At 42.9% G+C, this 22,480-nt stretch carries 18 protein-coding genes; 9 read left to right on the forward strand and 9 right to left on the reverse strand.

Annotated features, from left to right (window positions below; genetic code table 11):
* Positions 1 to 114 precede the first annotated feature (114 nt).
* The 4 genes from pgsA to rny all read left to right on the forward strand — a co-directional run bounded on the left by pgsA (position 115) and on the right by rny (position 5,025).
* Complete coding sequence (gene pgsA / locus IGJ01_RS00185; protein WP_005232894.1) at positions 115 to 696, forward strand: CDP-diacylglycerol--glycerol-3-phosphate 3-phosphatidyltransferase; 582 nt, start codon at positions 115 to 117, stop codon at positions 694 to 696.
* Between the two features lie 127 nt (positions 697 to 823).
* Complete coding sequence (locus tag IGJ01_RS00190) at positions 824 to 2,062, forward strand: competence/damage-inducible protein A (RefSeq protein WP_016611658.1); 1,239 nt, start codon at positions 824 to 826, stop codon at positions 2,060 to 2,062.
* Between the two features lie 102 nt (positions 2,063 to 2,164).
* Positions 2,165 to 3,208 carry a recombinase RecA gene (recA, locus tag IGJ01_RS00195; RefSeq protein WP_008376737.1) on the forward strand — a complete coding sequence of 348 codons (1,044 nt, stop codon included), beginning with the start codon at positions 2,165 to 2,167 and terminating at the stop codon, positions 3,206 to 3,208.
* A gap of 242 nt (positions 3,209 to 3,450) precedes the next feature.
* The gene (gene rny / locus IGJ01_RS00200; protein ID WP_005232891.1) at positions 3,451 to 5,025 is read left to right on the forward strand and encodes a ribonuclease Y; all 1,575 of its coding nucleotides are present in this window, start codon (positions 3,451 to 3,453) and stop codon (positions 5,023 to 5,025) included.
* 301 nt (positions 5,026 to 5,326) lie between these two features.
* Here the strand turns inward: rny and treR are convergent, their stop codons facing one another.
* Genes treR through IGJ01_RS00215 form a run of 3 tightly spaced genes read right to left on the reverse strand, consistent with a single transcriptional unit; the run spans position 5,327 to position 9,390 of the window.
* On the reverse strand, positions 5,327 to 6,043 hold the full coding sequence (gene treR, locus IGJ01_RS00205) for a trehalose operon repressor (protein WP_005226457.1): 717 nt from the start codon (positions 6,041 to 6,043) through the stop codon (positions 5,327 to 5,329).
* A 54-nt stretch (positions 6,044 to 6,097) separates the two neighbouring features.
* A complete protein-coding gene (gene pgmB, locus IGJ01_RS00210) occupies positions 6,098 to 6,748 on the reverse strand; it encodes a beta-phosphoglucomutase (RefSeq protein WP_005232889.1) in 651 nt (216 codons plus the stop codon).
* A 14-nt stretch (positions 6,749 to 6,762) separates the two neighbouring features.
* The gene (locus IGJ01_RS00215; protein WP_430601277.1) at positions 6,763 to 9,390 is read right to left on the reverse strand and encodes a glycoside hydrolase family 65 protein; all 2,628 of its coding nucleotides are present in this window, start codon (positions 9,388 to 9,390) and stop codon (positions 6,763 to 6,765) included.
* 336 nt (positions 9,391 to 9,726) lie between these two features.
* On the opposite strand from IGJ01_RS00215, the gene treP reads away from it, so the two are divergent.
* Entirely contained in the window at positions 9,727 to 11,706 is a 1,980-nt protein-coding gene (gene treP / locus IGJ01_RS00220; RefSeq protein WP_008376729.1) for a PTS system trehalose-specific EIIBC component, read from the forward strand.
* A gap of 124 nt (positions 11,707 to 11,830) precedes the next feature.
* On the opposite strand, the gene IGJ01_RS00225 is transcribed toward treP, so the two are convergent.
* Entirely contained in the window at positions 11,831 to 13,204 is a 1,374-nt protein-coding gene (locus IGJ01_RS00225) for an MFS transporter (RefSeq protein ID WP_008376728.1), read from the reverse strand.
* Positions 13,205 to 13,463: 259 nt separating this feature from the next.
* On the opposite strand from IGJ01_RS00225, the gene IGJ01_RS00230 reads away from it, so the two are divergent.
* Positions 13,464 to 13,949: a hypothetical protein gene (locus IGJ01_RS00230; protein WP_005226468.1), complete on the forward strand. Its 486-nt coding sequence runs from the start codon at positions 13,464 to 13,466 to the stop codon at positions 13,947 to 13,949.
* A gap of 292 nt (positions 13,950 to 14,241) precedes the next feature.
* On the opposite strand, the gene IGJ01_RS00235 is transcribed toward IGJ01_RS00230, so the two are convergent.
* Genes IGJ01_RS00235 through IGJ01_RS00245 form a run of 3 tightly spaced genes read right to left on the reverse strand, consistent with a single transcriptional unit; the run spans position 14,242 to position 15,306 of the window.
* Complete coding sequence (locus IGJ01_RS00235; RefSeq protein WP_005232885.1) at positions 14,242 to 14,406, reverse strand: hypothetical protein; 165 nt, start codon at positions 14,404 to 14,406, stop codon at positions 14,242 to 14,244.
* On the reverse strand, positions 14,403 to 14,993 hold the full coding sequence (locus tag IGJ01_RS00240) for a DUF1700 domain-containing protein (RefSeq protein WP_005232884.1): 591 nt from the start codon (positions 14,991 to 14,993) through the stop codon (positions 14,403 to 14,405). Before IGJ01_RS00240 ends, IGJ01_RS00235 begins: the two co-directional genes overlap by 4 nt.
* Positions 14,980 to 15,306, reverse strand: a complete 327-nt coding sequence (locus tag IGJ01_RS00245; RefSeq protein ID WP_005232883.1) for a PadR family transcriptional regulator — start codon at positions 15,304 to 15,306, stop codon at positions 14,980 to 14,982. Before IGJ01_RS00245 ends, IGJ01_RS00240 begins: the two co-directional genes overlap by 14 nt.
* 225 nt (positions 15,307 to 15,531) lie before the next feature.
* Here IGJ01_RS00245 and IGJ01_RS00250 point away from each other — a divergent pair, with 225 nt between their 5' ends.
* Positions 15,532 to 16,233 (forward strand): TetR/AcrR family transcriptional regulator, encoded by a 702-nt coding sequence (locus IGJ01_RS00250; RefSeq protein WP_430601278.1) that lies wholly within the window; start codon positions 15,532 to 15,534, stop codon positions 16,231 to 16,233.
* A gap of 74 nt (positions 16,234 to 16,307) precedes the next feature.
* On the opposite strand, the gene IGJ01_RS00255 is transcribed toward IGJ01_RS00250, so the two are convergent.
* Both IGJ01_RS00255 and IGJ01_RS00260 read right to left on the reverse strand, forming a co-directional pair.
* Positions 16,308 to 18,011, reverse strand: coding sequence for a sensor histidine kinase (locus IGJ01_RS00255; RefSeq protein WP_430601279.1), 1,704 nt, complete (start codon positions 18,009 to 18,011; stop codon positions 16,308 to 16,310).
* Positions 18,005 to 19,510, reverse strand: coding sequence for a response regulator transcription factor (locus IGJ01_RS00260; RefSeq protein WP_430601280.1), 1,506 nt, complete (start codon positions 19,508 to 19,510; stop codon positions 18,005 to 18,007). The genes IGJ01_RS00255 and IGJ01_RS00260 overlap by 7 nt, the downstream gene beginning before the upstream one ends.
* Positions 19,511 to 19,715: 205 nt before the next feature.
* On the opposite strand from IGJ01_RS00260, the gene IGJ01_RS00265 reads away from it, so the two are divergent.
* Both IGJ01_RS00265 and IGJ01_RS00270 read left to right on the forward strand, forming a co-directional pair.
* Positions 19,716 to 21,386: an extracellular solute-binding protein gene (locus tag IGJ01_RS00265; protein ID WP_430601281.1), complete on the forward strand. Its 1,671-nt coding sequence runs from the start codon at positions 19,716 to 19,718 to the stop codon at positions 21,384 to 21,386.
* 148 nt (positions 21,387 to 21,534) lie between these two features.
* On the forward strand, positions 21,535 to 22,467 hold the full coding sequence (locus tag IGJ01_RS00270; RefSeq protein ID WP_008376715.1) for an ABC transporter permease: 933 nt from the start codon (positions 21,535 to 21,537) through the stop codon (positions 22,465 to 22,467).
* The last annotated feature ends 13 nt before the right edge of the window (positions 22,468 to 22,480 follow it).

Consider the following 22,480-nt stretch of genomic DNA (forward strand, 5'->3'; position numbering starts at 1 on the left):
ATTGAGGTATCATTAGCTAAAAAGTTATCTGTTGCACCCGACTGGTGAAAAGCAGAAGTAGTGGCATGATTTGCCGTTATTTCGTACAATAGTCGGCAGAGAGGAGTCTATTTCGTGAATTTACCCAATCAATTAACTGTATTACGGATCATTATGATCCCCATCTTTATTTTGGTCTTGGTTTTGCCAATCGATCTTGGCACGATGACCGTTGGTACGACACAATTAGAAAACACGCACCTTATTGCAGCGATCCTTTTTGCGGCAGCCAGCATTACGGACTGGCTAGATGGCAAGATCGCTCGTTCCAGAGGCCTTGTTACCAACTTCGGGAAGTTTGCTGACCCGTTAGCAGATAAAATGCTCGTCATGACGGCTTTTATCATGCTGGTCGAATTAGACAAAGCCCCAGGCTGGGTAGTTTCGATCATCGTTTGCCGTGAGTTGGCAGTGACAGGTTTACGCTTGTTGTTAGTGGAACAAAGTGGCGAAGTCATGGCTGCTGCGTGGCCGGGGAAAATCAAAACCGCGACACAAATGGTTGCGATCATTTTCTTGTTCTTGAACAACATTCCCTTTTCAATGATCGGTTTACCTGTCGATCAAATCATGTTGTATCTATGCTTGATCTTTACGATCTATTCCGGGGTCGATTATTTCATAAAAAATACGAATGTTTTTAAAGATTCTATGTAAAATTTCTAGATCTAGATAAAGAAGCGATAAAAACAAGGATACAAGTCACGAAAGTTCAGAAGTTTTCTGGACTTTTTTTGTCAATATGAAAGACTTTTACGTATCTGATAAATGAAGGAGTAAAAGAATGAAAGCAGAAATTATTGCAGTCGGGACCGAATTACTTTTAGGACAGGTGGTGAATACGAACGCGACCTTCTTGTCAGAAGAACTGGCAAGTCTAGGGATCGATGTTTTTTATCATAGTGTTGTCGGGGACAACCCCAATCGCTTAGAGGAATTGCTGACGATCGCCGACAAACGCAGCGACTTGATCGTGCTGTGCGGCGGCTTAGGGCCCACCGACGATGACTTGACGAAACAAGTCACTGCGCGCCATGTGGGACAGGAATTAGTGCGAGATGAACCAGGTTATCACCAATTGAAAGCCTTCTTTGAAAACAGTCAACGGAGGATGACGGAAAACAATTTGCGGCAGACCTTAGTCTTCAAAGACGGTGTGTCTTTGCCAAATCCCAATGGACTAGCGATCGGGATTTTTTATCAGACAGCCGCTACCAGTTATTTGCTGCTGCCAGGACCGCCAAGTGAACTGCAGGCGATGTTTCTTACCCACGCAAAACCACTTCTGTTAGAGCAGTTTCCCCAAGAAGAAGTCTTGCTTTCTCGCGTTTTGCGCTATTACGGGATCGGGGAATCGGCGTTGGTCACAGAATTGGCCGATTTGATCGAGAACCAAGTCAATCCCACCATCGCCCCTTATGCCAAACCCAATGAGGTCACATTGCGTCTGACGGTCAAAACCGCAGATGAGGCGCAAGGAATCGAACAATTGGATGCATTAGAAGAAACCGTCCAAGCACGGGTCGGTGCGTATTTCTATGGATATGGGGAACAAAATTCGCTGGCAGAAACAGTCGTCGATCTACTAATCGAGAAAAAGAAAACCGTCACCGCAGCGGAAAGTTTGACCGCTGGTTTGTTTCAAGCGACCCTAGGAGGGATTCCTGGCGTCTCTGAGGTGTTTTCCGGTGGGTTCGTGACATATTCTGCTGGAACAAAAAGCAAGCTCTTAGGCATCGATTCAGCGCTTTTAGAAAGCTATGGGACTGTTAGTCAGGAGTGTGCGGAAGCAATGGCCGTCTATGCCCGCAAACAAGCAGAGACCGATTATGCGGTGGCCTTCACCGGTGTTGCTGGTCCAGACGAACTAGAAGGCCAGCCCAAAGGCACTGTTTGGATCGCCTTAGCTTCTGACAAAGGCGTCTCAAGCCAGCTGTATCACTTCAACCGCGACCGCGCCTATATTCGGCATAGTGCTGTCATGGCAGGCTTAAATCAAATACGTAAGGAATTATTAAATTAATGCGAATGTTTGTTCGTTTTTTCTTGCAATTTCCCTTCAGAAGGACTATTATTATCTTATGAACGACACACGAAAGTGATGAATATAAGGAGGATTATCCGTTTGGCAGATGATCGTAAAGCAGCCTTAGATGCTGCACTAAAGAAGATTGAAAAGAACTATGGTAAAGGTGCCATCATGAAGCTTGGCGAAAAAGTTGATCAACAAATTTCAACGATCCCAAGTGGTTCATTGGCCTTGGATGTTGCATTAGGTGTAGGTGGTTACCCACGAGGACGGATCGTAGAAGTTTACGGCCCAGAGAGTTCTGGTAAAACGACAGTTGCTTTACATGCCATTGCGGAAGTCCAAAAAAATGGCGGAACAGCAGCATTTATCGATGCCGAACATGCGTTAGATCCGCAGTATGCGCAAAAATTAGGTGTAAATATCGATGATCTTTTGTTATCACAACCAGATACAGGGGAACAAGGATTAGAGATCGCTGACGCCTTAGTTTCAAGTGGTGCGGTTGATATCGTAGTTATTGACTCGGTAGCAGCTTTAGTCCCACGAGCGGAGATCGATGGTGAAATGGGTGATACCCACGTTGGTTTGCAAGCTCGTTTGATGTCACAAGCATTACGGAAACTTTCTGGTTCCATCAACAAAACGAAAACGATCGCGATCTTTATCAACCAAATTCGCGAAAAAGTTGGGATCATGTTTGGGAATCCAGAAACGACACCTGGTGGACGTGCGTTGAAATTCTATTCAACCATCCGTTTGGAAGTACGTCGTGCTGAGCAATTGAAATCCGGTACAGATATCATCGGGAACCGCACGAAGATCAAAGTAGTCAAAAACAAAGTAGCGCCACCATTTAAAGTAGCGGAAGTCGACATGATGTATGGTCTAGGTATTTCACAAGAAGGTGAATTATTGGATATGGCCGTGGAACAAGACATCGTTGATAAAAGCGGTGCGTGGTATGCCTATAAAGGGGATCGCATCGGTCAAGGTCGTGAAAACGCCAAAAACTATATGCGTGAACACCAAGAAATGATGCTAGAAGTTTCTGCTCGCGTCCGCGATGCTTACGGGATTGGAACAGGAGAGACCGTAACCCTCGAGGAAGCGCAAGAAGAATTACCATTAGACGAATAAGTCTTGAAAAGCCAAACAACGAGGTTGTTTGGCTTTTTTGTGGCTTTTTGCTAGATTCATCTATTGTTGAAAAAACATCCGTAAAAAGGAAGGGTTGCGAAAGTTTACTTTATTATTTAAAGTTGACACTCTTGTGTTCAAACATTAGAATAAACGTATGTGGATTTCCACATAAGAAGTAGCGAATTGATAATTTTGTTATCCTTTGTTAATCAAAATTACAAAATATTTAAAAAGATAGTATGGAGGTGGATTCATTGGAACTACTTTACATTCTCCTCGCTATCATCGGTTTAATTGTCGGTCTTGGATTAGGAGTTTATGTGACGAAATCTCGTCATGAGAAAGAAATCAACGGCGCCCAAAATTCTGCAGCTGGAATTATCGAAAGCGCTAAGAAAGAAGCAGAAACTCTTAAAAAAGAAGCATTGTTAGAAGCTAAGGAAGAAAATCAGAAGTATCGGTCAGAGATTGAAAGTGAGTTGAAAGAAAGCAAACTTGATTTAAAATCACAAGAAAATCGTTTACTCCAAAGAGAACAAGTACTTGATCGTAAGGACGATTCTTTGGAAAAACGAGAACGCTCACTTGAAGATAAAGAAGGCAGACTTAGTGAGAAACAACAATTAATTGACGAGCGAGAAAAAGAAGTAGAAAACTTAATCGATGGACAACAGAAAGAATTAGAGCGCATCGCCGCGCTGTCTAGAGATGAAGCAAAAGAGTTGATCATGAAATCAACGGAAGAGGAATTGAACCATGAATTAACGATCATGGTCAAAGAATCTGAACAGCGTGCGAAGGAAGAAGCAGATCGAAAAGCAAAAAATCTCTTGTCCCTAGCAATCCAACGTTGTGCCGCAGACCAAGTGTCTGAAACCACGGTATCGGTCGTATCATTACCAAATGATGAGATGAAAGGTCGAATCATCGGAAGAGAAGGTCGGAACATTCGGACCCTTGAAACATTGACAGGGATCGATTTGATCATCGATGACACGCCAGAAGCAGTCGTCTTATCAGGATTTGATCCGATTCGCCGTGAAATTGCTCGTATGACCCTTGAAAAACTGATTCAAGACGGCCGGATCCATCCAGCTCGAATTGAAGAAATGGTCGAAAAATCTCGGAAAGAAATGGATGAGCATATTCGTGAATATGGGGAACAAGCAGCCTTTGAAGTCGGTGCTCACACCCTTCATCCAGACTTGATCAAGATTTTAGGTCGTTTGCGTTTCCGTACCAGCTACGGACAAAACGTCTTGAACCACTCGATCGAAGTCGCAAAACTAACCGGTGTTCTTGCCGCAGAATTAGGTGAAGATATCCAGTTAGCCAAACGTGCCGGACTCTTGCATGATATTGGGAAAGCCCTTGACCATGAAATCGAAGGCTCTCACGTTGAGATCGGGGCTGAGTTAGCTGCCAAATACAAAGAAAATGGTGTGGTGATCAATGCGATCGCTTCTCACCATGGAGATGTTGAAGCAACATCGGTTATCTCTGTTTTAGTTGCAGCCGCAGATGCCTTGTCAGCAGCCCGTCCAGGTGCCCGCAGCGAATCATTGGAAAATTATATTCGCCGCTTGCAAAACCTAGAAAATATCGCCAACGGCTTCAAAGGTGTCGATTCCAGTTTTGCCGTCCAAGCCGGACGTGAAGTCCGTGTAATGGTCAAACCAGAAGAGATTTCTGATTTGGATGCTGTACGATTGGTTCGCGACATCCGCAAGAAGATCGAAGACGATTTGGATTACCCAGGTCATATCAAAGTAACCGTTATTCGCGAGACCCGCGCAACGGATTACGCCAAATAGCAAGCAAAAGCAGTATCCTCTCAGAGGGTACTGCTTTTTTTGTGTGGCTGACTGTTAATAAGGACGACTGAGTTGTTCAAAATCAACTGTGCTTTTCATCAGTCCCATAAATGATTGAGCTTTTTTGTTCGTCGGCAGCCAAACGCCGGGAAAGCAAAAGGATGAATCGTTAGCGACAGAGGCGAAAAGAGGAAGGATCGATCCAGCATCATCTCGAGAGGGGGGGATTGAAACATAAAACAGACCCAGACTTCTCGGTGAAGTCTAGGTCTGTTTTGTCTTTTTCACGTCTATACGTCCATCAAATCTTGCGTCGACGGGCAAAGTCCACAAAGCGGAATTTATCCAGTCGGTGGATCGATTCGGTGTATTCAAAACAGCGCGTGTCTTCTAGATACACGAGGCTGCGAACCGTAACGACATGCTGATCTTCAGGACGCAGATCCATTAGATCCCGCAATTCTTTGTTGACGGGGTCAACAGTGATTTCTTTTTGTGCATAAGCGATCTCAAGGCCAAGATCATTTTCAAAGTAATCAAAAATCGATACTTTCGCTCGGTTTTCTGGCAACTCTTCGATGATAGAAGCATCAAGGTAATCTTTATCCAAAATCACCACTTCTCCATCGATTCTCCGCTGACGGATCAGTTTCCATGCCTCAGAAGCGACAGGCCAACCAGTGGTCTCGTGCAGCTTTGGCGAAACGGCGATCTTACGGATCTCGACAACCTTTGTTTCACTAGGAATGCGTTGGGTATCTTGCAGCTCACGAAAACTCGTCAAGCCAGAAATCGGGAAATCAAAGCGATTCAAGTCTAAAACGATCGAACCTTTCCCTTGTTTCTTTTGGATATAACCAGCATCCCGCAATAAATTCAATGCCTTACGGACAGTCTCGCGGGAGACACCATAAGTTTTGATCAATTGGTTTTCGCTAGGCAGCAAAGAATGCGGAGGGTATTCGTTTGCTAGAATTTTTTGTTCTAAATCTAAAAATATCTCTTTGAACTTGTTCATCGGATTGCCCCCTCTTTGGCTATTATAGCGAGGCCAATTTGGAAATGCAATCGACTATTTCGCCAAAAGTTCGTCAATGTTTAGATCCGTCAATTTTTCAACGATCACATCTGCACCGTGTAGTTCTTCTCCTGAATAAACGCCTACCGCGTACATACCAGCAGCTTTGATGCCGTCGATCCCTGCTTGAGCATCTTCAAACCCAACTGCTTCTGCCGGTTCAATGCCTAGTGCTAGCGCTGCTTGGATAAAGATTTCTGGATCTGGTTTGCCTTTTTTCAAGGTTGCTGGGTCAACGATCGTATCAAAGTCTTGCATGACACCTAGTTTGTCCAAAATAAACGGCGCATTCTTGGATGCCGAAGCGATGGCACAAGGAATATTTTTTGCTTTGGCTTCATCAAGGAACGTCTTTACCCCCGGCAATAGATCATCAGGAGTCAAGCTTTGTAATAATTGTACATAGTGGGTATTTTTCTTTGTCGCTAAGGCTTCTTTTTCGACTTCTGTGTAGGCATCATTTTTGTTGCCTAGTGTTAAGATTCGCTCTAAAGAATCCATGCGGCTAATGCCTTTTAACTGCTCATTGAATTTCAAATCGATCTCGATCCCAATCTCCGCAGCTAATTCTTTCCATGCGATGTAGTGGTATTTAGCTGTATCCGTGATAACGCCGTCTAAATCAAAAACAAATCCTTTTTTCATGTGTAACACTCCTTTTAGTAAGTAATCGTTGCTTCTTTCTTTGCTTCTAGAGAAACTTGCTGCCCATTCACTAAGATCGTGACTGGCTGATCAGCGGTGATCGTCAATGTTTCATGTGTAACATTCAATGCAAAGCGGGTGCCGCGAACTTCTAGCTGAAAGGCTAAGCTGTCCCAAGCTTTTGGCAAGTTTGGTGTGATCTGCAGTTGCTCTTCTCGAATATCAATCCCAGCAAAAGTGGTTAACGGAATAAACAACGTAGCGGCCATGACACCGGCGTGAATGCCTTCTGCCGTGGTCCCGCCTTGGATATCACGATAATCAGAAGAGAGGGCTTCTTGGTATAACGACCAAGCCAATTCCTGATCATCCACCATTGCCGCTAACTGAGCGTGAACGATCCGCGACAAAGTCGAGCCGTGGGAGGTGCGAGCCAAATAATAATGGAGATTTTTTTCAATATAGTCTGTTGGCAGTTGGTAAGAAAGATCCGCCAAAATTTGATTGACTTGCTCTTTTGAGAAATTATAGAAAATCATCAAACTATCGGCTTGTTTCGCGACTTTGTAGCTGTCAGCACTCTTGCCTTCAGCGTTTAGGATGCGATCCATCCGATAAATGTTGCCATATTTCTCTTTATAATGGGCCCAATCCAGATCTTCCAACTGGAAGTACCCTTCAAACTGTGCGATGATGCCTTCGTGATCGATCTCTAAGCCTAATTTGGTACGAATATCTGCCATAGCAGCAATATCCGCTGGGGTTAAAGCCGTTTTCTCCAATACTGCTTGGAAGCTCTCTGCTGATAGTTGTTGTTGGAGGTTCTCGATCTCTTCAAACAACCATACTACCATCATATTGGTATAGGCGTTGTTTTTCAAGCCGCCTTGTTCACTATTTGGGTAGCTTTCATGAAATTCATCTGGTCCCATGACTTTATCGATAAAGTAACGTTGAGCAGTATCATCCCAGGTGGCAGCACTTTGCCAGAAATGGGCGACTTCTAACATCAATTCTAATCCATATTGTTCCATAAAGGGACGGTCTTGTGTGTTGTGCCAATATTGCCAAATGTTATAAGCGATCGCTAAGGAGACGTGGCGCTGCAAGCGACTGTGGTCTTCTTTCCATTCGCCGCTGATAGGATTCAAATGCAGTTCTTGGGATTGCTCACTGCCATCCAAGCCTGATTGCCATGGGAACATGGCGCCTTGGTAACCGGCTTTTTGGGCGTCTTTTTTGGCAGCAGCTAAGCGGCGGTAGCGATACAGCAAAATTTCTTTGGCGGTGTCAGGAAAATGTAGAATGTAAAAGGGTAAGATAAACAGTTCATCCCAGAAAATATGACCGCGATAGGCTTCACCATGTAGGCCACGGGCAGTGATACTGGCATCTAAGGACTCCTGATAAGCATTCGGTGCTGCGGAGACCAGCAGATGATACGTATGCAGATTCAGCATTTTTTGCGACATCAAGTCACCAGTGACTTCGATGGCCGCTTTCGCCCATAATTCAGCCCAGGCTTGTTTTGAGGCGGTATACATCGTCGCAAAATCAGGTAATGCTAAGGAAGAAAACGTAAATGCCGGTTGCGGATCCTCTTGCCGATAAGCGGCAGCAGTGACTGATTTTTCGACCCGATAAGTTTGTCCCTCCGTCACCTCAAGGGCTACTTGCTGACGGACGAGCTGGTCGTTTGTTTCAGCGTGCAACTCAGCCAATGGCAGGTCCTTTGAAAACAGTTCAGAGGATTGGACAACGGTAATCTGTGATTGGTTAGTGGTGACCACTAAATGCGCTTTGTTTTGTTCAGCTGCTGTCTCTTTCACGGTCAAATGCTGGTTGGTTAAGCTACGGTAACGAGCGACGTTATAGTTATAGACCGATCCGTCGGCTTCACTGACGAAAGTAACGGTGCCGGAAAAGTTCAGCGGGGTAAACTGATAGACCAAGCTATATTGGTGAACGTCTTGCATATTGGCGATTTTCTTCGTTTCGATTCGCAGACGCTTTTGTTTTTTTGTTTCAATTTCTGCCACTGATTGGAACAAGCCGGTCTTCAGATCTAATGTCCGTTTAAAGGAAAGAAGCTGATTGTTGGCAATGTCGATCACTTCATCATCGATCTTCACGTACATTTTTTGCAGATTCGGTGCATTGACGAAGTCTTCATTGCTGATGGTATGACCAGAAACATCCGATTCTACCGTATTGTAAAGACTTGCTAAATACAGCCCTGGATAGTTCGCTTCACAAATGGTCATCTCAGGCGTCGTGCCTCGCAGCCCTAGATAGCCGTTGCCGACGGTTAAAAGTGACTCCACCGAGTATTCATCTTTACCAGGGGTGTAGCCATAGTATTCGAGGTTCCAAGGAATTTCAGCACTTTTTTCTTCATACTGTTCTTTCGTGGTGCAAACAAAGGGACGATTCAATTTTTCTGTCAACCATTGGTCCAGTGAAAAAGTCCCTTCTTCATTCGTAAACACCAGCGATTCAGAGACGATCCCGCCACCTTCCATTTTCTGCAGCTGCGCGGTCAGTGCAGCAACTCGTTCACTGTCTGTCCCAGAAAACGGATAGGTCGTACCGGTTTGATCCGTTAACAGCCATTCTTCCTTAGACAATATAATCGTATTCACAATAGTTGTCCTCCTTTAAACTTGTCTATACATGCAAGATGATTATAACGTAATTTGTAAGCTATTTCAATTTATCTCACCTGTTTTTTTATTCTTTTTTGTTAAATAAACAGTAAATAAAGTCATTGGCAATATTATTTTATATTAATCAAATATTTTAAAAAACGTTTATTTATTAAGGTTTTAATACGGTACCTTTTCTATTCACTTGTATTGTTTGTAGAAAAAGTGAAAAAAATTGGTTTGAAACGCTTGCAATATCAAAACTATCAAGTTATGATTAGTGCGTAATTAAAACATATATATACAAGTGGATATGAAAGGGGTTTATTAATTATGGGAAAGTATCGTGATGATGCTGAGAAGCTGCTGGAATATGTTGGCGGCAAAGAAAATATCGCCGCAGTAACACATTGCGCGACACGGATGCGTTTTGTTTTGAACGATCAGACAAAAGCAAACGAAAAGGCAATTGAAGAAATTCCAAGTGTCAAAGGGATGTTTACGAATGCGGGACAATTCCAAGTCATTATCGGCAATGATGTCTCAACGTTTTACAATGATTTTACCGATGTATCAGGAATAGAAGGTGTTTCTAAAGAACAAAGCAAAGCGATTGCAAAAAACAATCAAAATATCGTGCAACGAGCGATTGCTACGTTAGCTGAGATCTTTACCCCGTTATTACCAGCGATTATTGTCGGTGGTTTGATGCTAGGGCTGAGAAATTTCTTAGAAGGTGTACCGTTAGAAGCTCTAGGTGGACAAACCATTACGCAAGCTTCTACTTTTTGGAACGGTGTCAACGGCTTTTTATGGCTGCCCTGTGAAGCGATCTTTCACTTTCTACCAGTAGGGATTACCTGGAGTATTACACGTAAGATGGGAACCACGCAAATATTAGGGATTGTTTTAGGGATTACATTGGTTTCACCGCAATTATTAAATGCTTATTCAGTAAGTTCAACTTCTGCTGCAGAAATCGCCCAAAATTATACGTGGGACTTCGGGTTCTTCACTATTGATAAAATTGGGTATCAAGCACAAGTGATCCCAGCAATGCTGGCAGGTTTCTTATTGGTTTATCTTGAAAGATTCTTCCGGAAATGGATTCCAGAAGCGGTTTCAATGATCTTCGTTCCATTGTTCTCATTGCTGCCAACTATTTTAGCAGCTCACATGGTATTAGGTCCAATCGGTTGGCAAATCGGATCAGGCATTTCTTGGGTCGTAAATGCTGGCTTGACCTCACCATTAAACTGGTTATTTGGTTTCATTTTCGGTGGCTTGTATGCGCCTTTGGTTATTACCGGATTGCATCATACAACGCTAGCGATCGACTCTCAATTAGTAGCGGATTTTGGGACAACAAACCTTTGGCCAATGATCATGCTGTCAAATATTGCGCAAGGTACGGCAGTATTGGCGATTTGGTTCCTTCACCGTGGCAATAAAAAAGAAGAACAAGTCTCTGTTCCAGCAACGATTTCTGCTTACATGGGGGTTACTGAACCAGCGATGTTCGGGATCAATTTGAAATATGTTTACCCATTTGTCGCAGCAATGGTAGGTTCTGCCTTCGGTGGAATGCTGATCACTGCAACGAATACCCGTGCATTAGGTATTGGTGTAGGGGGACTGCCTGGCTTCTTATCATTTAAAATTGAAAACTATCCAATGGTCTTCATCTCAATGGCGGTGACGATTGCGATCACTTTTGTTTGCACTATCGTCTTTAGAAAAGTTACCTTCTTAAATAAATTAGAACCGCAATTGGCTGCTGATACAGCTGCAGCAGCGGCTGTTGCACCAACGACTGCTGCACCGACAACTGCAGCACCAGAAGCAACACAAGTTTCAGAAGAAACCCTTTATGCTCCAGCTGATGGGAAAGTAGTTGCCATCACTGAAGTTTCTGACCCTGTCTTTTCTCAAAAAATGATGGGTGACGGCTTTGCTGTTCAGCCAACGAACGGAACGATTTATGCTCCTGTTGCAGGTACGATCTCTAGCATTTTTGAAACGAAACATGCAATCGGGATTTTAACGCCTGGTGGCGCGGAAGTTCTCGTCCACATGGGCTTGGATACTGTAGAACTAAAAGGTGCGCCATTTGAGGTTCTTGTTTCTGAAGGTGATACGGTCACACCAGAAACGAAGCTTGCAGTGATGGATCTAGATGCCGTTATCGCAGCTGGCAAACAGACAGATGTTTTGACGGTCATCACGAATGCCGAAAAAGTGCGTCAGCTTTCATTGACGACTACAGGCACAGTGACAGCCAAAACAGCGGTTGGTTCAGCTGAATTAAACTAAAAAAATAATCCGTTTCCGAGAGCGCCCTTTGACTAAGAAGGGGAATCGGAAGCGGATTTTTTTATGGGCCGTCCTCAAGGGAGGGCGGCTTTTTTTCGTTGTTTTTCAATTGGCAAAGCCGCAGTTAGCTGACAGCTTTTTTGTCGGTGTTTTTGCGGAAGTAGTTAATCGTTAATAGGAAAGTCAGTAAGACCAAGGCCCACAAAAAGAATAAGGCGATTTGAGAGCCGATGACCGTCCCTTGGGTGTAATCGGTCGCCGCATTTTGTGCCAAATTGATAATGGTCGCCACCACAGCCGTCGCCACTGCACCAGAAAATTGCTGTAGCGTATTAAAGATCGCATTACCGTCCGCGTACAACGCAGGAGTCAGCTTGTTTAAGCCGGTGGTCATCATATTGCTGTAGGCTAAGCCGATCCCGATCATGTAAAAGACATGTCCAGCAACTAGGCTCCAAATGAAAGGCGAACGCAAAACGAGGGCTAAGGCAAGCCAACCGATGGCAATCAACGTCAAACCAGACAGGATCGGTTTTTTCGGTCCAACTTTATCCAGCAACCGACCAGAGATCGGCGCAAGGATCGCCCCGATGGCCGCCCCGGGCAGCATAACTAATCCTGCAGTAAAGGCATCTTTTCCCAAAGCGAGTTGGACAAAGTTCGGCAAGACAAAGGAAATGCCCAGTAAAAGGAACTGACAAACAAGAAAGCCAAACAGAAACAAACTGAAGCTACGGTTTTTCAAAACAGCCAAACGAATCAAAGGGTTCGGGCCTTTTGAGCGTTGATAAAACAAGCCAGCACCAATGAAACCGAAAAGCAGCGGCAGTAGACTCGCTAAGGTGCCTACTTGATTCAAGAACAATAAGAAGCCGCTGAACATCAAGACGATTCCTAATACACTCAGTAAATCCAGGGAAGTGTCTTTTGCCCCAGCCGTTTTAGGGATCGAGTAAAGGCCGAGTACTAGGGAGATCAGCAAGACTGGGATCAAGAAAAGAAAGATCGCATTCCAAGACCAATGGGCGGTCAATAAGCCCCCATATGTCGGTCCGATCGCTGGAGCGATGGAAGTGGTCAAATTCCCTAAGCCGATTGCCGCTCCCCGTTTTTCAAAGGGGGAGTAAGTCAAAATGATGTGGAACATCAAAGGCAGTGCGATCCCTGTGCTGGCACCTTGGAAAAAGCGGCCAATCAGCAAAATGGCAAACGTCGGCGATAAAAAGTCGATCACCAAGCCAACAAGGAAAAAGGCGTTGGCAGCTAGAAACAAGGTTCTCAATGAGAAGCGTTTCAAAAGGTAGGTCGATATTGGGACAATGATGGAGATGACCAGTAAGTAGATGGTCGTCACCCATTGAACATCGGATGTTGAAAGCGTAAATTGATCGATCAATGTCGGAAACGTTACATTCATGGCTGTTTCAATCAGCACGCCTGCAAATGACATCAATCCGGTTGCGAGGATCGCCCCCACGAGTTTTTTGTTGTTTTCCATATTCTCACCTCTAAAAAATTCGCAAAAAAAGAGACCGTTTCTATTCTCATAGAAACCGCCTCTCTCTCGACAAGCGAACCCGCTTGTTATCTGTACGATTTAATCTATCGCTATTCTACTGACTTCATAAGAAAGTGTCAAGAGAAGTGGATAAAAAAATAGCAAAAAACTTTTTTGAAAGTTTTCAAACTTTTACTTACACGAAAAATTTTCTTCTGCTAGAATAGTCGAGTACGAAAAAGAGAAAGGAAGTTGTTACATGCCCATCAACAAAAAAGAAAGTTTGATCTATACGACACTTATGTGTATTTTCATGGTGTATTTTATGAGTGTTTACAACCTCATGTTCCAAGTCGGTGTTTCTGCATTGGCATTCCAATTGGCGTGGAATGAATTGCCATTAGCTCTTTGTGTCGCCTTTATTTTGGATTGGTTCATTGTTTCGGGTCCAGCAAAAGGTTTGGCATTTCGATTTTTGGACCATCAATCAGCTACTTGGAAAAAAATCGGTTTGATTTCTTCATTGATGATCGCCGGCATGGTGATCTGTATGTCACTCTTTGGTGCGTTGATGCATCCAAACCCTGATCACTCGGTGTTCGTCAATTGGCTAAGCAACATTGGGAAAAATGTGATTGTCGCATTGCCATTGCAATTGTTCATTGCAGGCCCAATCGTTCGCCGGGTGTTTCGCGCCTTGTTTCCTATTGGCACTGTGCAAGAACAGCCAGTACTAGGGGAATAATCGATCAGTAGAAAAAACGTACTGCAGACAGGCTCTACCAAGGTTAGCTAAAAATAGCTGGCTTGGCGATAACTGGACTTGCGGCACGCTTTTTTGCTTTTATAAACAACAAAAAAACCCATAGGATGGTATGGGTTTTTCTGGTTACCCTATGAAATAGGATACAGGATGTACCTATATAGTAATATGGTGAGGTTAAAAAGGAAAGTTCAATTTTTTCATCAATACATGAAATTAATGCAAATTGCTAGTTTTTCTGACGAAAAAAACAACTTATAATTGTTTTTGCCGATTAGTCTGTGTAGAAACCAATCAGTTGATACCAACGACGATGCTCAATATGGTAGGCATCAGGTGAGTACCCTGACATTGAAAAACCGATAAAGGTGATGACCAGTCCGAGAATAATAAACAACAGACTGAGAAAAACGAAAAAGCGCTTATTGATTTTGATCATAGGACTGCCTTCTTTCGATAGTTTTGAACAAATGATTTTGGCCAAACGACAAGGGAGTGGGTAAGACGTGAAAAAGGTCGGCTCATACTATAAGTGGCGATCAGACAAAGAAGCCCTAAACCAAATAAGAAAATCCCCACGCCTAACTGACTTAAAAAGAGATAGAAACCATCCGCCATCAGCATTGGACTTAAGACAACGCTAGCAATCCCACCGATAAACGTAGTGACACCAATCATGCCAGTGGTGAAAGGCACACACCAGATGATTATTAAAAAGCTTAGGATCAGCAAAGCGGCACTTAACAATAAGCTACCCCACAATGGAAAGCCTAGCACTAAGATCAAGAGCAAAAAGGGATGAAAGCGGCGGGGAATCTCTACCACGACCTCTTCTGTTTCTGTGACTGTTTGGATCAGTTCTTTTGGGGAGCCAAGGCGTGCCACGGCTTCTTCTTCAGTGTATCCTTCTTCCATCAAATCTTCGATCATCTCGTCATAATAGTTGATCAGCTGATGAATCTCGCTAGGTCTGACTTTTTCAGATAATTCTGCAGCCAATGCCTTGATAAAATCAACTCTGTTCATCTAGTGTTCCTCCTTTAATAAATCGCTGGATCAATGTCAATTGGGGCCAGTCGTTGGTTAAAAAATCGTCGATCCGCTGTTTGCCAAGTTTGGTCAAGCGGTAATATTTTCGGGTCCGTCCTTGATGACTCTTGTTGTAAGTCTCAACCGCTCGGCTGGCTTCTAAGCGCTTCAAGATAGGGTAGAGGGTGGATTCTGAGATTGGTAGTAAAGGAGAAATATTTTTGACTAATTCATAGCCATAAGAGTCCCCGTGCTGCAAATAGGCTAAAACACAAATTTCCAATAATCCTTTTTTTAATTGGGCATCCAAAGGCTCTCCTCCTGTTCATATCCATACTATACATTACATAGTATCATTTCACAAGTAGTATCAAAAAAATCAGTCTTAAGACTTAGCCGAGGAAAACAGGGAAGTTTTTCAGAAAAATGGTCAAAAATATAAAACAAAATTAAGAAATTCGGCAGAAAGTATATGTTAACGTTCTCTTTTTTGTTAAAGTAGAAGTATGCAGATTACTTTCAGTAAGAAAATTGGGTGTTGGTGGTGTTTCACTGGAAGAAAGCAAGTGAGAGTAGAGGAGCGTTAGCGAGAGCTGATCGCCTCAAGAAAGGAAGGGGTATTATGAGAAAAGCAACGATTACGAAAAAATATTTGATCAACTGTTTAAAAAAATATCTGGTGGAATATCTTTATCGGCCAATCACTGTCCGCGACATTGCTAAATATGCACGAACATCGACCCAACCAATCTATTTGAATTTTTCAAACATGCAAAATTATAAACAGGCAATGGTCGATGATGTCTTCCATGACATTCATGAAGCAAAAAAAGAGACGGTGATGACACTGGATCCTCTATACTGTTTTTGGCATGACTATTACGTGTTCGCCAGTCGCAATCGAGCCCTCTTTTTTGCATTATTTTTAAATGATATTGGTTGTGGTCCCTACATAAAAGAGTGTTCTTTTGCATATTTTCAAGAAGCAATCGCTGAATCAACTGTTTTTCAATGTGAGCAAGAAAACGATCTGAGGAAATACCATGAAGAAGCCTTGATTTTTTTTAGTGGGTTGGTATTGCTGTTTATTCGTGAAGGGTGTACTGACGGCAACAAGGATTTTATAAAAGATACCATGGAGTATTGGGAACGAATGTTAAAGAAAGCAAAAGGCGTGACGCGAGACCAGGGTCGGCAAGGATTATTAGAGGTTGGTGCGTTTGCTGTAGAGGAATAGGTACTTGAAATCAAGCATTAAAATAAATATCTGAATATTTTGACACCAAAAAACCGTTAGTGATTAAACATTCTTCACTGACGGTTTTTTTGAGGAGGTAAGTCTTGCGGTATGAGTAGAACAATTGTGGTGTTTTCACCTTTTACTGATTGAATCGATAAGGAAGCTTGCGTGCCATAGTACAATGCTAGCCGCTGGCGTACATTGTTGATACCATAATGTTGATCAGAAGGTTCCTCCAGTTGTTTTAGCTGTTCAGGATCAATCCCGGGACCATTGTCTTGAATCTCAAACCGTAGCCATTGTCCTTCTTTGAGGCAGCGGATCGTCAATACCCCTCTGCGGTCATCTTCAATATGATCAAGCCCATGAAAGACGGCATTTTCGACAAACGGCTGCAAGAGTAGATTGATCATCGGATATTCATCGATATTTGAGTCAATTTCGAGGACTAAATCAAAGGAATGGTGATGCATTTTTTGCTGAATTTTAGCATAGGTGATCGTCAGATCGAGTTCTTTGCTGACGGATAGCCGGTTGGATCCTTGGTTTAGGCTGAGACGGTAGAATCGAGACAGCAGCTGAGCCATCTCACGGATCTCGTGATTGCCGTTTAGTGTGGCAGTATTGCTGATCAGTGCTAAGGAATTATAAAAGAAATGCGGATTGATCTGGGCTTGCAGAGCCCGCAATTCGTATTCTTTTTGTTTCAATTCGGCTTCATATACTTCATTGATCAGCTCAGCGATTTTATCTAGCATTTTTTGAAAATTGGTGTATAACTGTCCGACTTCATCTTTTGAAGAATATGTGTGCTGGATTTTGAATTGATCCATTGATAAAGAAGCCATTTGCTGGGCCAAAGAATTGATCGGCTGTACCACGGTTTTTGCTAGCCACCAGCTGGATAAAACCAATATCACTAATACAAAACCAAAGATAATGAATGCCGCACCAACTAGATACAGTAGACTGCTGAAAAATGACTGTGCGGTTTTAACAAAAACGATTTGCCAATGATTATCCAGCAGTACAGGGGCTTCTTCAATAACTGCGCTTCCAACCAACCACTGTTTTTGAGTACGCTGCTGCTTCGTCAAATAATCAATACGGTAAAGCGTCTGCCCGGTCTCTGACTGGATCGTCAAATCGTAAGGTTCCTCAGTGACTGCATCAAGATTCGTGAACAATGCTGCTCGATCGATGGTTAAAACGATGTAGTTTAAGGAATCTGCGGTATGGCCTTTTAAAAAAAGGTTGGTATAAAAAGAAAGTTCCTCCCGTTCTTTGTCAAAATACGTTCGAATCTCGGTCGAAGGTTTTTCTTTTAGAAAAGGCAGTGCTGTATCAGCCGTGATTTTTTTGACGTATTGCCCATGATCATAAAGATCGATCGTGGTGTATAGCGTGATGCCTTTAATATCTGCTTGCGGAAAACGAACACTGTGAAACAAAGGCACGATCGTATTTTGAAAGAGATTGTATTGATCAAAGTTTGAGAAGCGTTGACTAGAAAGCTCTTGCGTCAAGGCGGTATTGTTGGCTAAAAAGAGCAGGCTGTCCCGATAGGTGTGGATCTTGCTTTCTAACTGATAGCTGATACTTTTGAGATTATCGGAGTAAGCACTTTTTTCCTGCTGTTGGATAAAGGCTCGGATGATAGATACCCCGACAAAGGTCAAAACGATCAGAGGAACAATGCTTGAAAGAATTGAAATAAGGACGATCTTTTTTTGAAAACGAAAATTTTTAAAACAATCGTGGACTTTTCTTAACAAGAGGGACCTCTCTTTCTATACGCATCCGGCGTCATTCCGACAATTTCTCGGAACGTTTTGCAAAAATAGGAATAATGATTAAAGCCAACTTGTTTGGAGATAGTTCGAATGCTGCAGTTCGAGTTCTTTAAACGCTTCTGAGCCTGTTTGATACGGTAAGACTTGATGTATTTGGTGATACCCATGCCTTCAGAAGTACTGAATAATTCGCTTAGGTAGTTAGGATTGATATTGACTTCCTTTGCTAACCGCTCCAAGCTCAACTCTTGGTGAAAATGAGCGAATATATAGGATTTTACTTGGCGCACATAGTCATTTGACTGGCTCCCGTTGATTTGAAGCAAGGCATCATAGATATAATGGAAGAGGGCATCAAAAATATCCGCAATTAGTTGCAGACTTGGCGCTTCCAGTATTTTTCCAATCTGATTAGCGCCATACTCCGCATCAAAAGTGATCGTGCACTGATCGAGGATTGTTTGATAAAAGGTCGCAAAATAAAACTTGGCATTGGTTGGTTCCTCACGTCCATTTGTTTCAAAGCAGTCGAAAACTGTTTTCACAAGCGCGTGGGCTTTTTTACTTTCGTATTGATTCACATACGAAACGGTTTTTTCAAAAAGCGCTTTCTTGACGATGTAGTGATCTCCCGGAAGCAGCTGGCAGATTTTCCCTTTGTTTTGCTGATAAAAAGACCGCTGACTGGTTCTCAGTAAGTCATGATAGGTGCCATACACCCCTGAATGGTGGGGAACTGGTCCGCTGTCAAAAAGTGTTATTTTTTGCTGAAACTGTTTGGAAAAATAGGTAGTTAAGTTGTTTTTTCGCTCTTCGATTTCCCTTTTTGGCAAAGGTTCGTTAAAAAAGAGCAGTTGTGCTGGAGCTAAAAACAAACTGAACATTTCAGGAAATGCAGCAGATAGCGAAGGGACAAAATCCGGCGCATTCCAAGAATCCAGCGGCCAAGTAACGAGAAAAAAAGAGGGATGAGTCTTAAAAAAATCTTGTGCAATCGATTGCTCTTCCTTCGGCAGTGAATGCCAAGGATAGCCATAAAAAAGTTTACTCAAAATCTCTTTCAAGTAATGGGTTTGTGCGATTGTTTTTGTGTAAGCGCGCTGCTTTTGTTGATCAATAAAAAGAATGATTTTATTTATTTGTTCATAAAAATCATCAGGGTCGATTGGTTTTAAGAGGTAGTCAACCGCTTGTAACTGTATGGCTTTTTTTACATAATGAAAATCTTCAAAGCCGCTGATAAACATCACAGGAATTTCAGGAACTGCTTCTTTGATTCTCGCTACGAGGGCATGTCCATCCATAAAGGGCATCTTTACGTCGGTAATTATCAAGTCAAAGGGCTGTTTCTGAAAAAGTTGCCAGGCTTCGCGGCCATTTTTGGCTTCTTCGATCAGCCATTCTTTTTCATGCTGACTCAAGAAGTATTTGATCACTTCTCTTTGATCGTAGCTGTCATCAGCAAGCAGCAGTCGGTACATGGTTTTCGCCGTCCTTTCGTATAGAGAAAATTACGCAGTCGCTTCTTCTTTCTATAGTAAGCGATAAACAAAAAAAGCAACAGAGCGAATTTGTAAACGTTTTATTTTTCTGGAAATCGTGCTATGAATCTGAAAAAAGTGCTATATTTTCTGTGGAAGCGATTGCGTATAATAAGGATATCAAAAAAGTTTGAGGAGGAAAACAATGAAATTTAGGCGGGGGACAGCAATGTTAACAGCAGTTGCTTCAGCACTTATTATGACAGGATGCAGTTCAGAAGAAGCAAAGACCAATGAAAATGGGGATACCGTGATTACGATCGGACGCCAGACCGCACCGAACTCGAAACTGCCTGAGGGGGATTCTTACAGCAATAACGCATATACTCGATTGATTCAAGAACGCTTGGGCATCGAGCTGGAGAGTGCCTTTGAAGCCCATGGGGAAGACTATGATCGTCAAGTATCGCTAGCGATCGCTTCAGGGGAACTACCGGATACGATGATCGTCGGATCAAGAGATGAATTGGAAGAATTAGTTAACAATGATTTAGTGGAAGACTTAACCGAAGTATTTGAGGAGCATGCCAACGATTTTCTAAAAGACATCTATGATTCGTTTGATGGGATTCAGTTAGAAGCAGCCACGTTTGATGATCGCTTGATGGCGATCCCATCTACTAGCGATGACTTCGGGCCCAATCTTGTCTGGTTGCGCCAGGACTGGCTAGATGAGCTAGGTATTGAACTGGATAAAGATGGCAATCGCTCAATTACATTGGATGAGTTGAAGGAAACAGCGATTGCTTTTCAAGAAAATGATTTAGCCAATACCGGAAAAGCAGTTGGTTTGCCATTGGCCTTCTGGTTGTCTTCGCCAAATCATGGCGGCACGGCATATACCGGAACAGCCATCATGAATGCGTTTGGAGCCTACCCAAAATCGTATCTCCAAGATGAGAATGGGCAGATGTTTTATGGATCCAATACGCCAGAAATGAAAGAAGCACTAACGCTACTGAAGGACTGGCAAGATGAAGGGTTCATGGATCCGCAATTTGGTACCCGCACGTATGACGATATCCATGCCATGATGGTTAATGGAGAAACGGGCATCGCTTTTGGTCCTTGGCACATGCCTGACTGGGGCTTAGTACAAGCCAAACAAAATGATCCAAATGCTGAATTTGTTCCTTATGCCCTTGAAAATGCTAACGGCGATGGAGGGGTCAATGCCGTGGCTAACCGCGGCACTGGGCAATACATCGTGGTGCGCAAAGGTTTTTCTGAGCCGGAAAAAATCATGGAGATGATCAATCTGATTTATGGTGAAGTTGCCAACTCGGAAGATATTGAAGCCGAGTTTCCGGAAATTTATGACTATGCGAAAGTGGATGTCGATGGGACGGTTCGTCCATGGAATGTTGTTTTCTTAAAAGCCTATAGTGAGATTGATGATGCAGTAGAAGCTTCCAAGGCGGCGGTTGGCGAAACATCTATCGAGGATATCTCCAACTTCTTCATCAAAGAAAACGCCGAAAAAATCAAGCAATATCTGGATAGCCCTGAAGAAACTGATCCGGTGGACTGGACCCGCTATGCCTCCCGCTATTTAGCCGTCAATAATGTGATGGGCGGTATCAGAGAGCAAGGACGCTTGAATGAAGTGAAACCACCGCGTTTTGATTCGATCAAAGCCAATGAACGAAACGGCGCACAAGTAGGGAAACTGGAGGAAGAGACCTTCATTAAGTTTATCACTGGAGAAGAACCCCTGGAAAACTTCGACAACTATGTTGAAACCTGGAATAGCCAAGGTGGGACAGCCATACTTGAAGAAATGCAAGAAGTAGTAGATCAGCGAGCAGATAATTAAGCGGCCACTCCAGCGGTTCTGACACTCGTCTTTCGAACAAAGAAAAGCAAGGTTGTATGCAGGAAAACCGACTGCAGGTGCCTTTTCTTTGTTCGAATTTTTTCATCAAGCGGCTGGTGAGGCAAAAAATTTATGGAGGAGTAAGTAAATGGAACTTTCTGTTGAAAAAGAAAGCAAAAAAGAAAAGAAAAAGTGGTTTTCTCGAGATCAGCTTTTCTTTCTAGGGATGATTTTACCAGGCATAATTTTTATTTTGATTTTTTCTTATGGTCCTATGTTTGGGTTGTTGATGGCATTTCAAGATTATGTGCCAGCGAAAGGTGTATTTGGTTCTGAATTTGTGGGATTCGAGCACTTTCGCTATTTGTTCAGTTTACCGGATATTTTCTTAGTAACTAAAAACACGATTTTCATCGCTTTCTGGAAAATTGTCTTTAATACGATCGTACCGATTCTTTTTGCGATTCTATTAAATGAAGTACGTGTAAAGTGGATGAAACGCTCCATTCAGACCATCGTATATTTGCCCCATTTTCTTTCATGGGTCATATTGGCTTCAGTAGTGGTCAATTTATTCAGTCTTGATGGAACGGTGAATCAGATTTTACAAAACTTTGGTGTAGAACCATTAAACTTTTTGGGTAGTAATCAGCTGTTTCCTCGTTTGCTGATCGGGACCGATGTTTGGAAAAGTTTTGGTTACAGTTCAATCGTGTACCTTGCTGCCATTACCTCGATTGATCCGGGATTATATGAAGCAGCAACGATGGATGGTGCTTCTTGGTCAAAAAAAGTCTGGCACGTAACCCTGCCGGGGATGATGCCTTTTATTTTGCTGATGACGATTTTGTCGCTGCCTAATATCTTGAATGCCGGCTTCGACCAAATTTATAACCTGTATTCTCCGGTTGTGTATCAAAGCGGCGATATTATCGATACCTATGTCTACCGAATCGGTCTGATCGGTAGAGACTATAGCTTAGGAACCGCCGTTGGTCTGGTCAAATCGGTGATCGGTCTATTCTTGATTTGGTCTTCCAACAAAATTGCGGAGAAGAAGACTGACAGAGTGATGTTTTAAGGAAAGGAAAAAA

Origin of the sequence: Enterococcus sp. AZ089, assembly GCF_050547225.1 — a bacterium.
Lineage (GTDB): Bacteria > Bacillota > Bacilli > Lactobacillales > Enterococcaceae > Enterococcus_D > Enterococcus_D entomosocium.

What these genes read in the sequence shown, in the direction of transcription:
- IGJ01_RS00270 (WP_008376715.1), top strand. Translation starts at nt 21,535, where the DNA reads ATGGAACTTTCTGTTGAAAAAGAAAGCAAAAAAGAAAAGAAAAAGTGG.
- treR (WP_005226457.1), bottom strand. Translation starts at nt 6,043, where the DNA reads ATGAACAAGTTCAAAGAGATATTTTTAGATTTAGAACAAAAAATTCTA.
- IGJ01_RS00225 (WP_008376728.1), bottom strand. Translation starts at nt 13,204, where the DNA reads ATGGAAAACAACAAAAAACTCGTGGGGGCGATCCTCGCAACCGGATTG.
- rny (WP_005232891.1), top strand. Translation starts at nt 3,451, where the DNA reads ATGGAGGTGGATTCATTGGAACTACTTTACATTCTCCTCGCTATCATC.
- IGJ01_RS00265 (WP_430601281.1), top strand. Translation starts at nt 19,716, where the DNA reads ATGAAATTTAGGCGGGGGACAGCAATGTTAACAGCAGTTGCTTCAGCA.
- IGJ01_RS00235 (WP_005232885.1), bottom strand. Translation starts at nt 14,406, where the DNA reads ATGATCAAAATCAATAAGCGCTTTTTCGTTTTTCTCAGTCTGTTGTTT.
- treP (WP_008376729.1), top strand. Translation starts at nt 9,727, where the DNA reads ATGGGAAAGTATCGTGATGATGCTGAGAAGCTGCTGGAATATGTTGGC.
- pgmB (WP_005232889.1), bottom strand. Translation starts at nt 6,748, where the DNA reads ATGAAAAAAGGATTTGTTTTTGATTTAGACGGCGTTATCACGGATACA.
- IGJ01_RS00230 (WP_005226468.1), top strand. Translation starts at nt 13,464, where the DNA reads ATGCCCATCAACAAAAAAGAAAGTTTGATCTATACGACACTTATGTGT.
- IGJ01_RS00190 (WP_016611658.1), top strand. Translation starts at nt 824, where the DNA reads ATGAAAGCAGAAATTATTGCAGTCGGGACCGAATTACTTTTAGGACAG.
- IGJ01_RS00260 (WP_430601280.1), bottom strand. Translation starts at nt 19,510, where the DNA reads ATGTACCGACTGCTGCTTGCTGATGACAGCTACGATCAAAGAGAAGTG.
- IGJ01_RS00240 (WP_005232884.1), bottom strand. Translation starts at nt 14,993, where the DNA reads ATGAACAGAGTTGATTTTATCAAGGCATTGGCTGCAGAATTATCTGAA.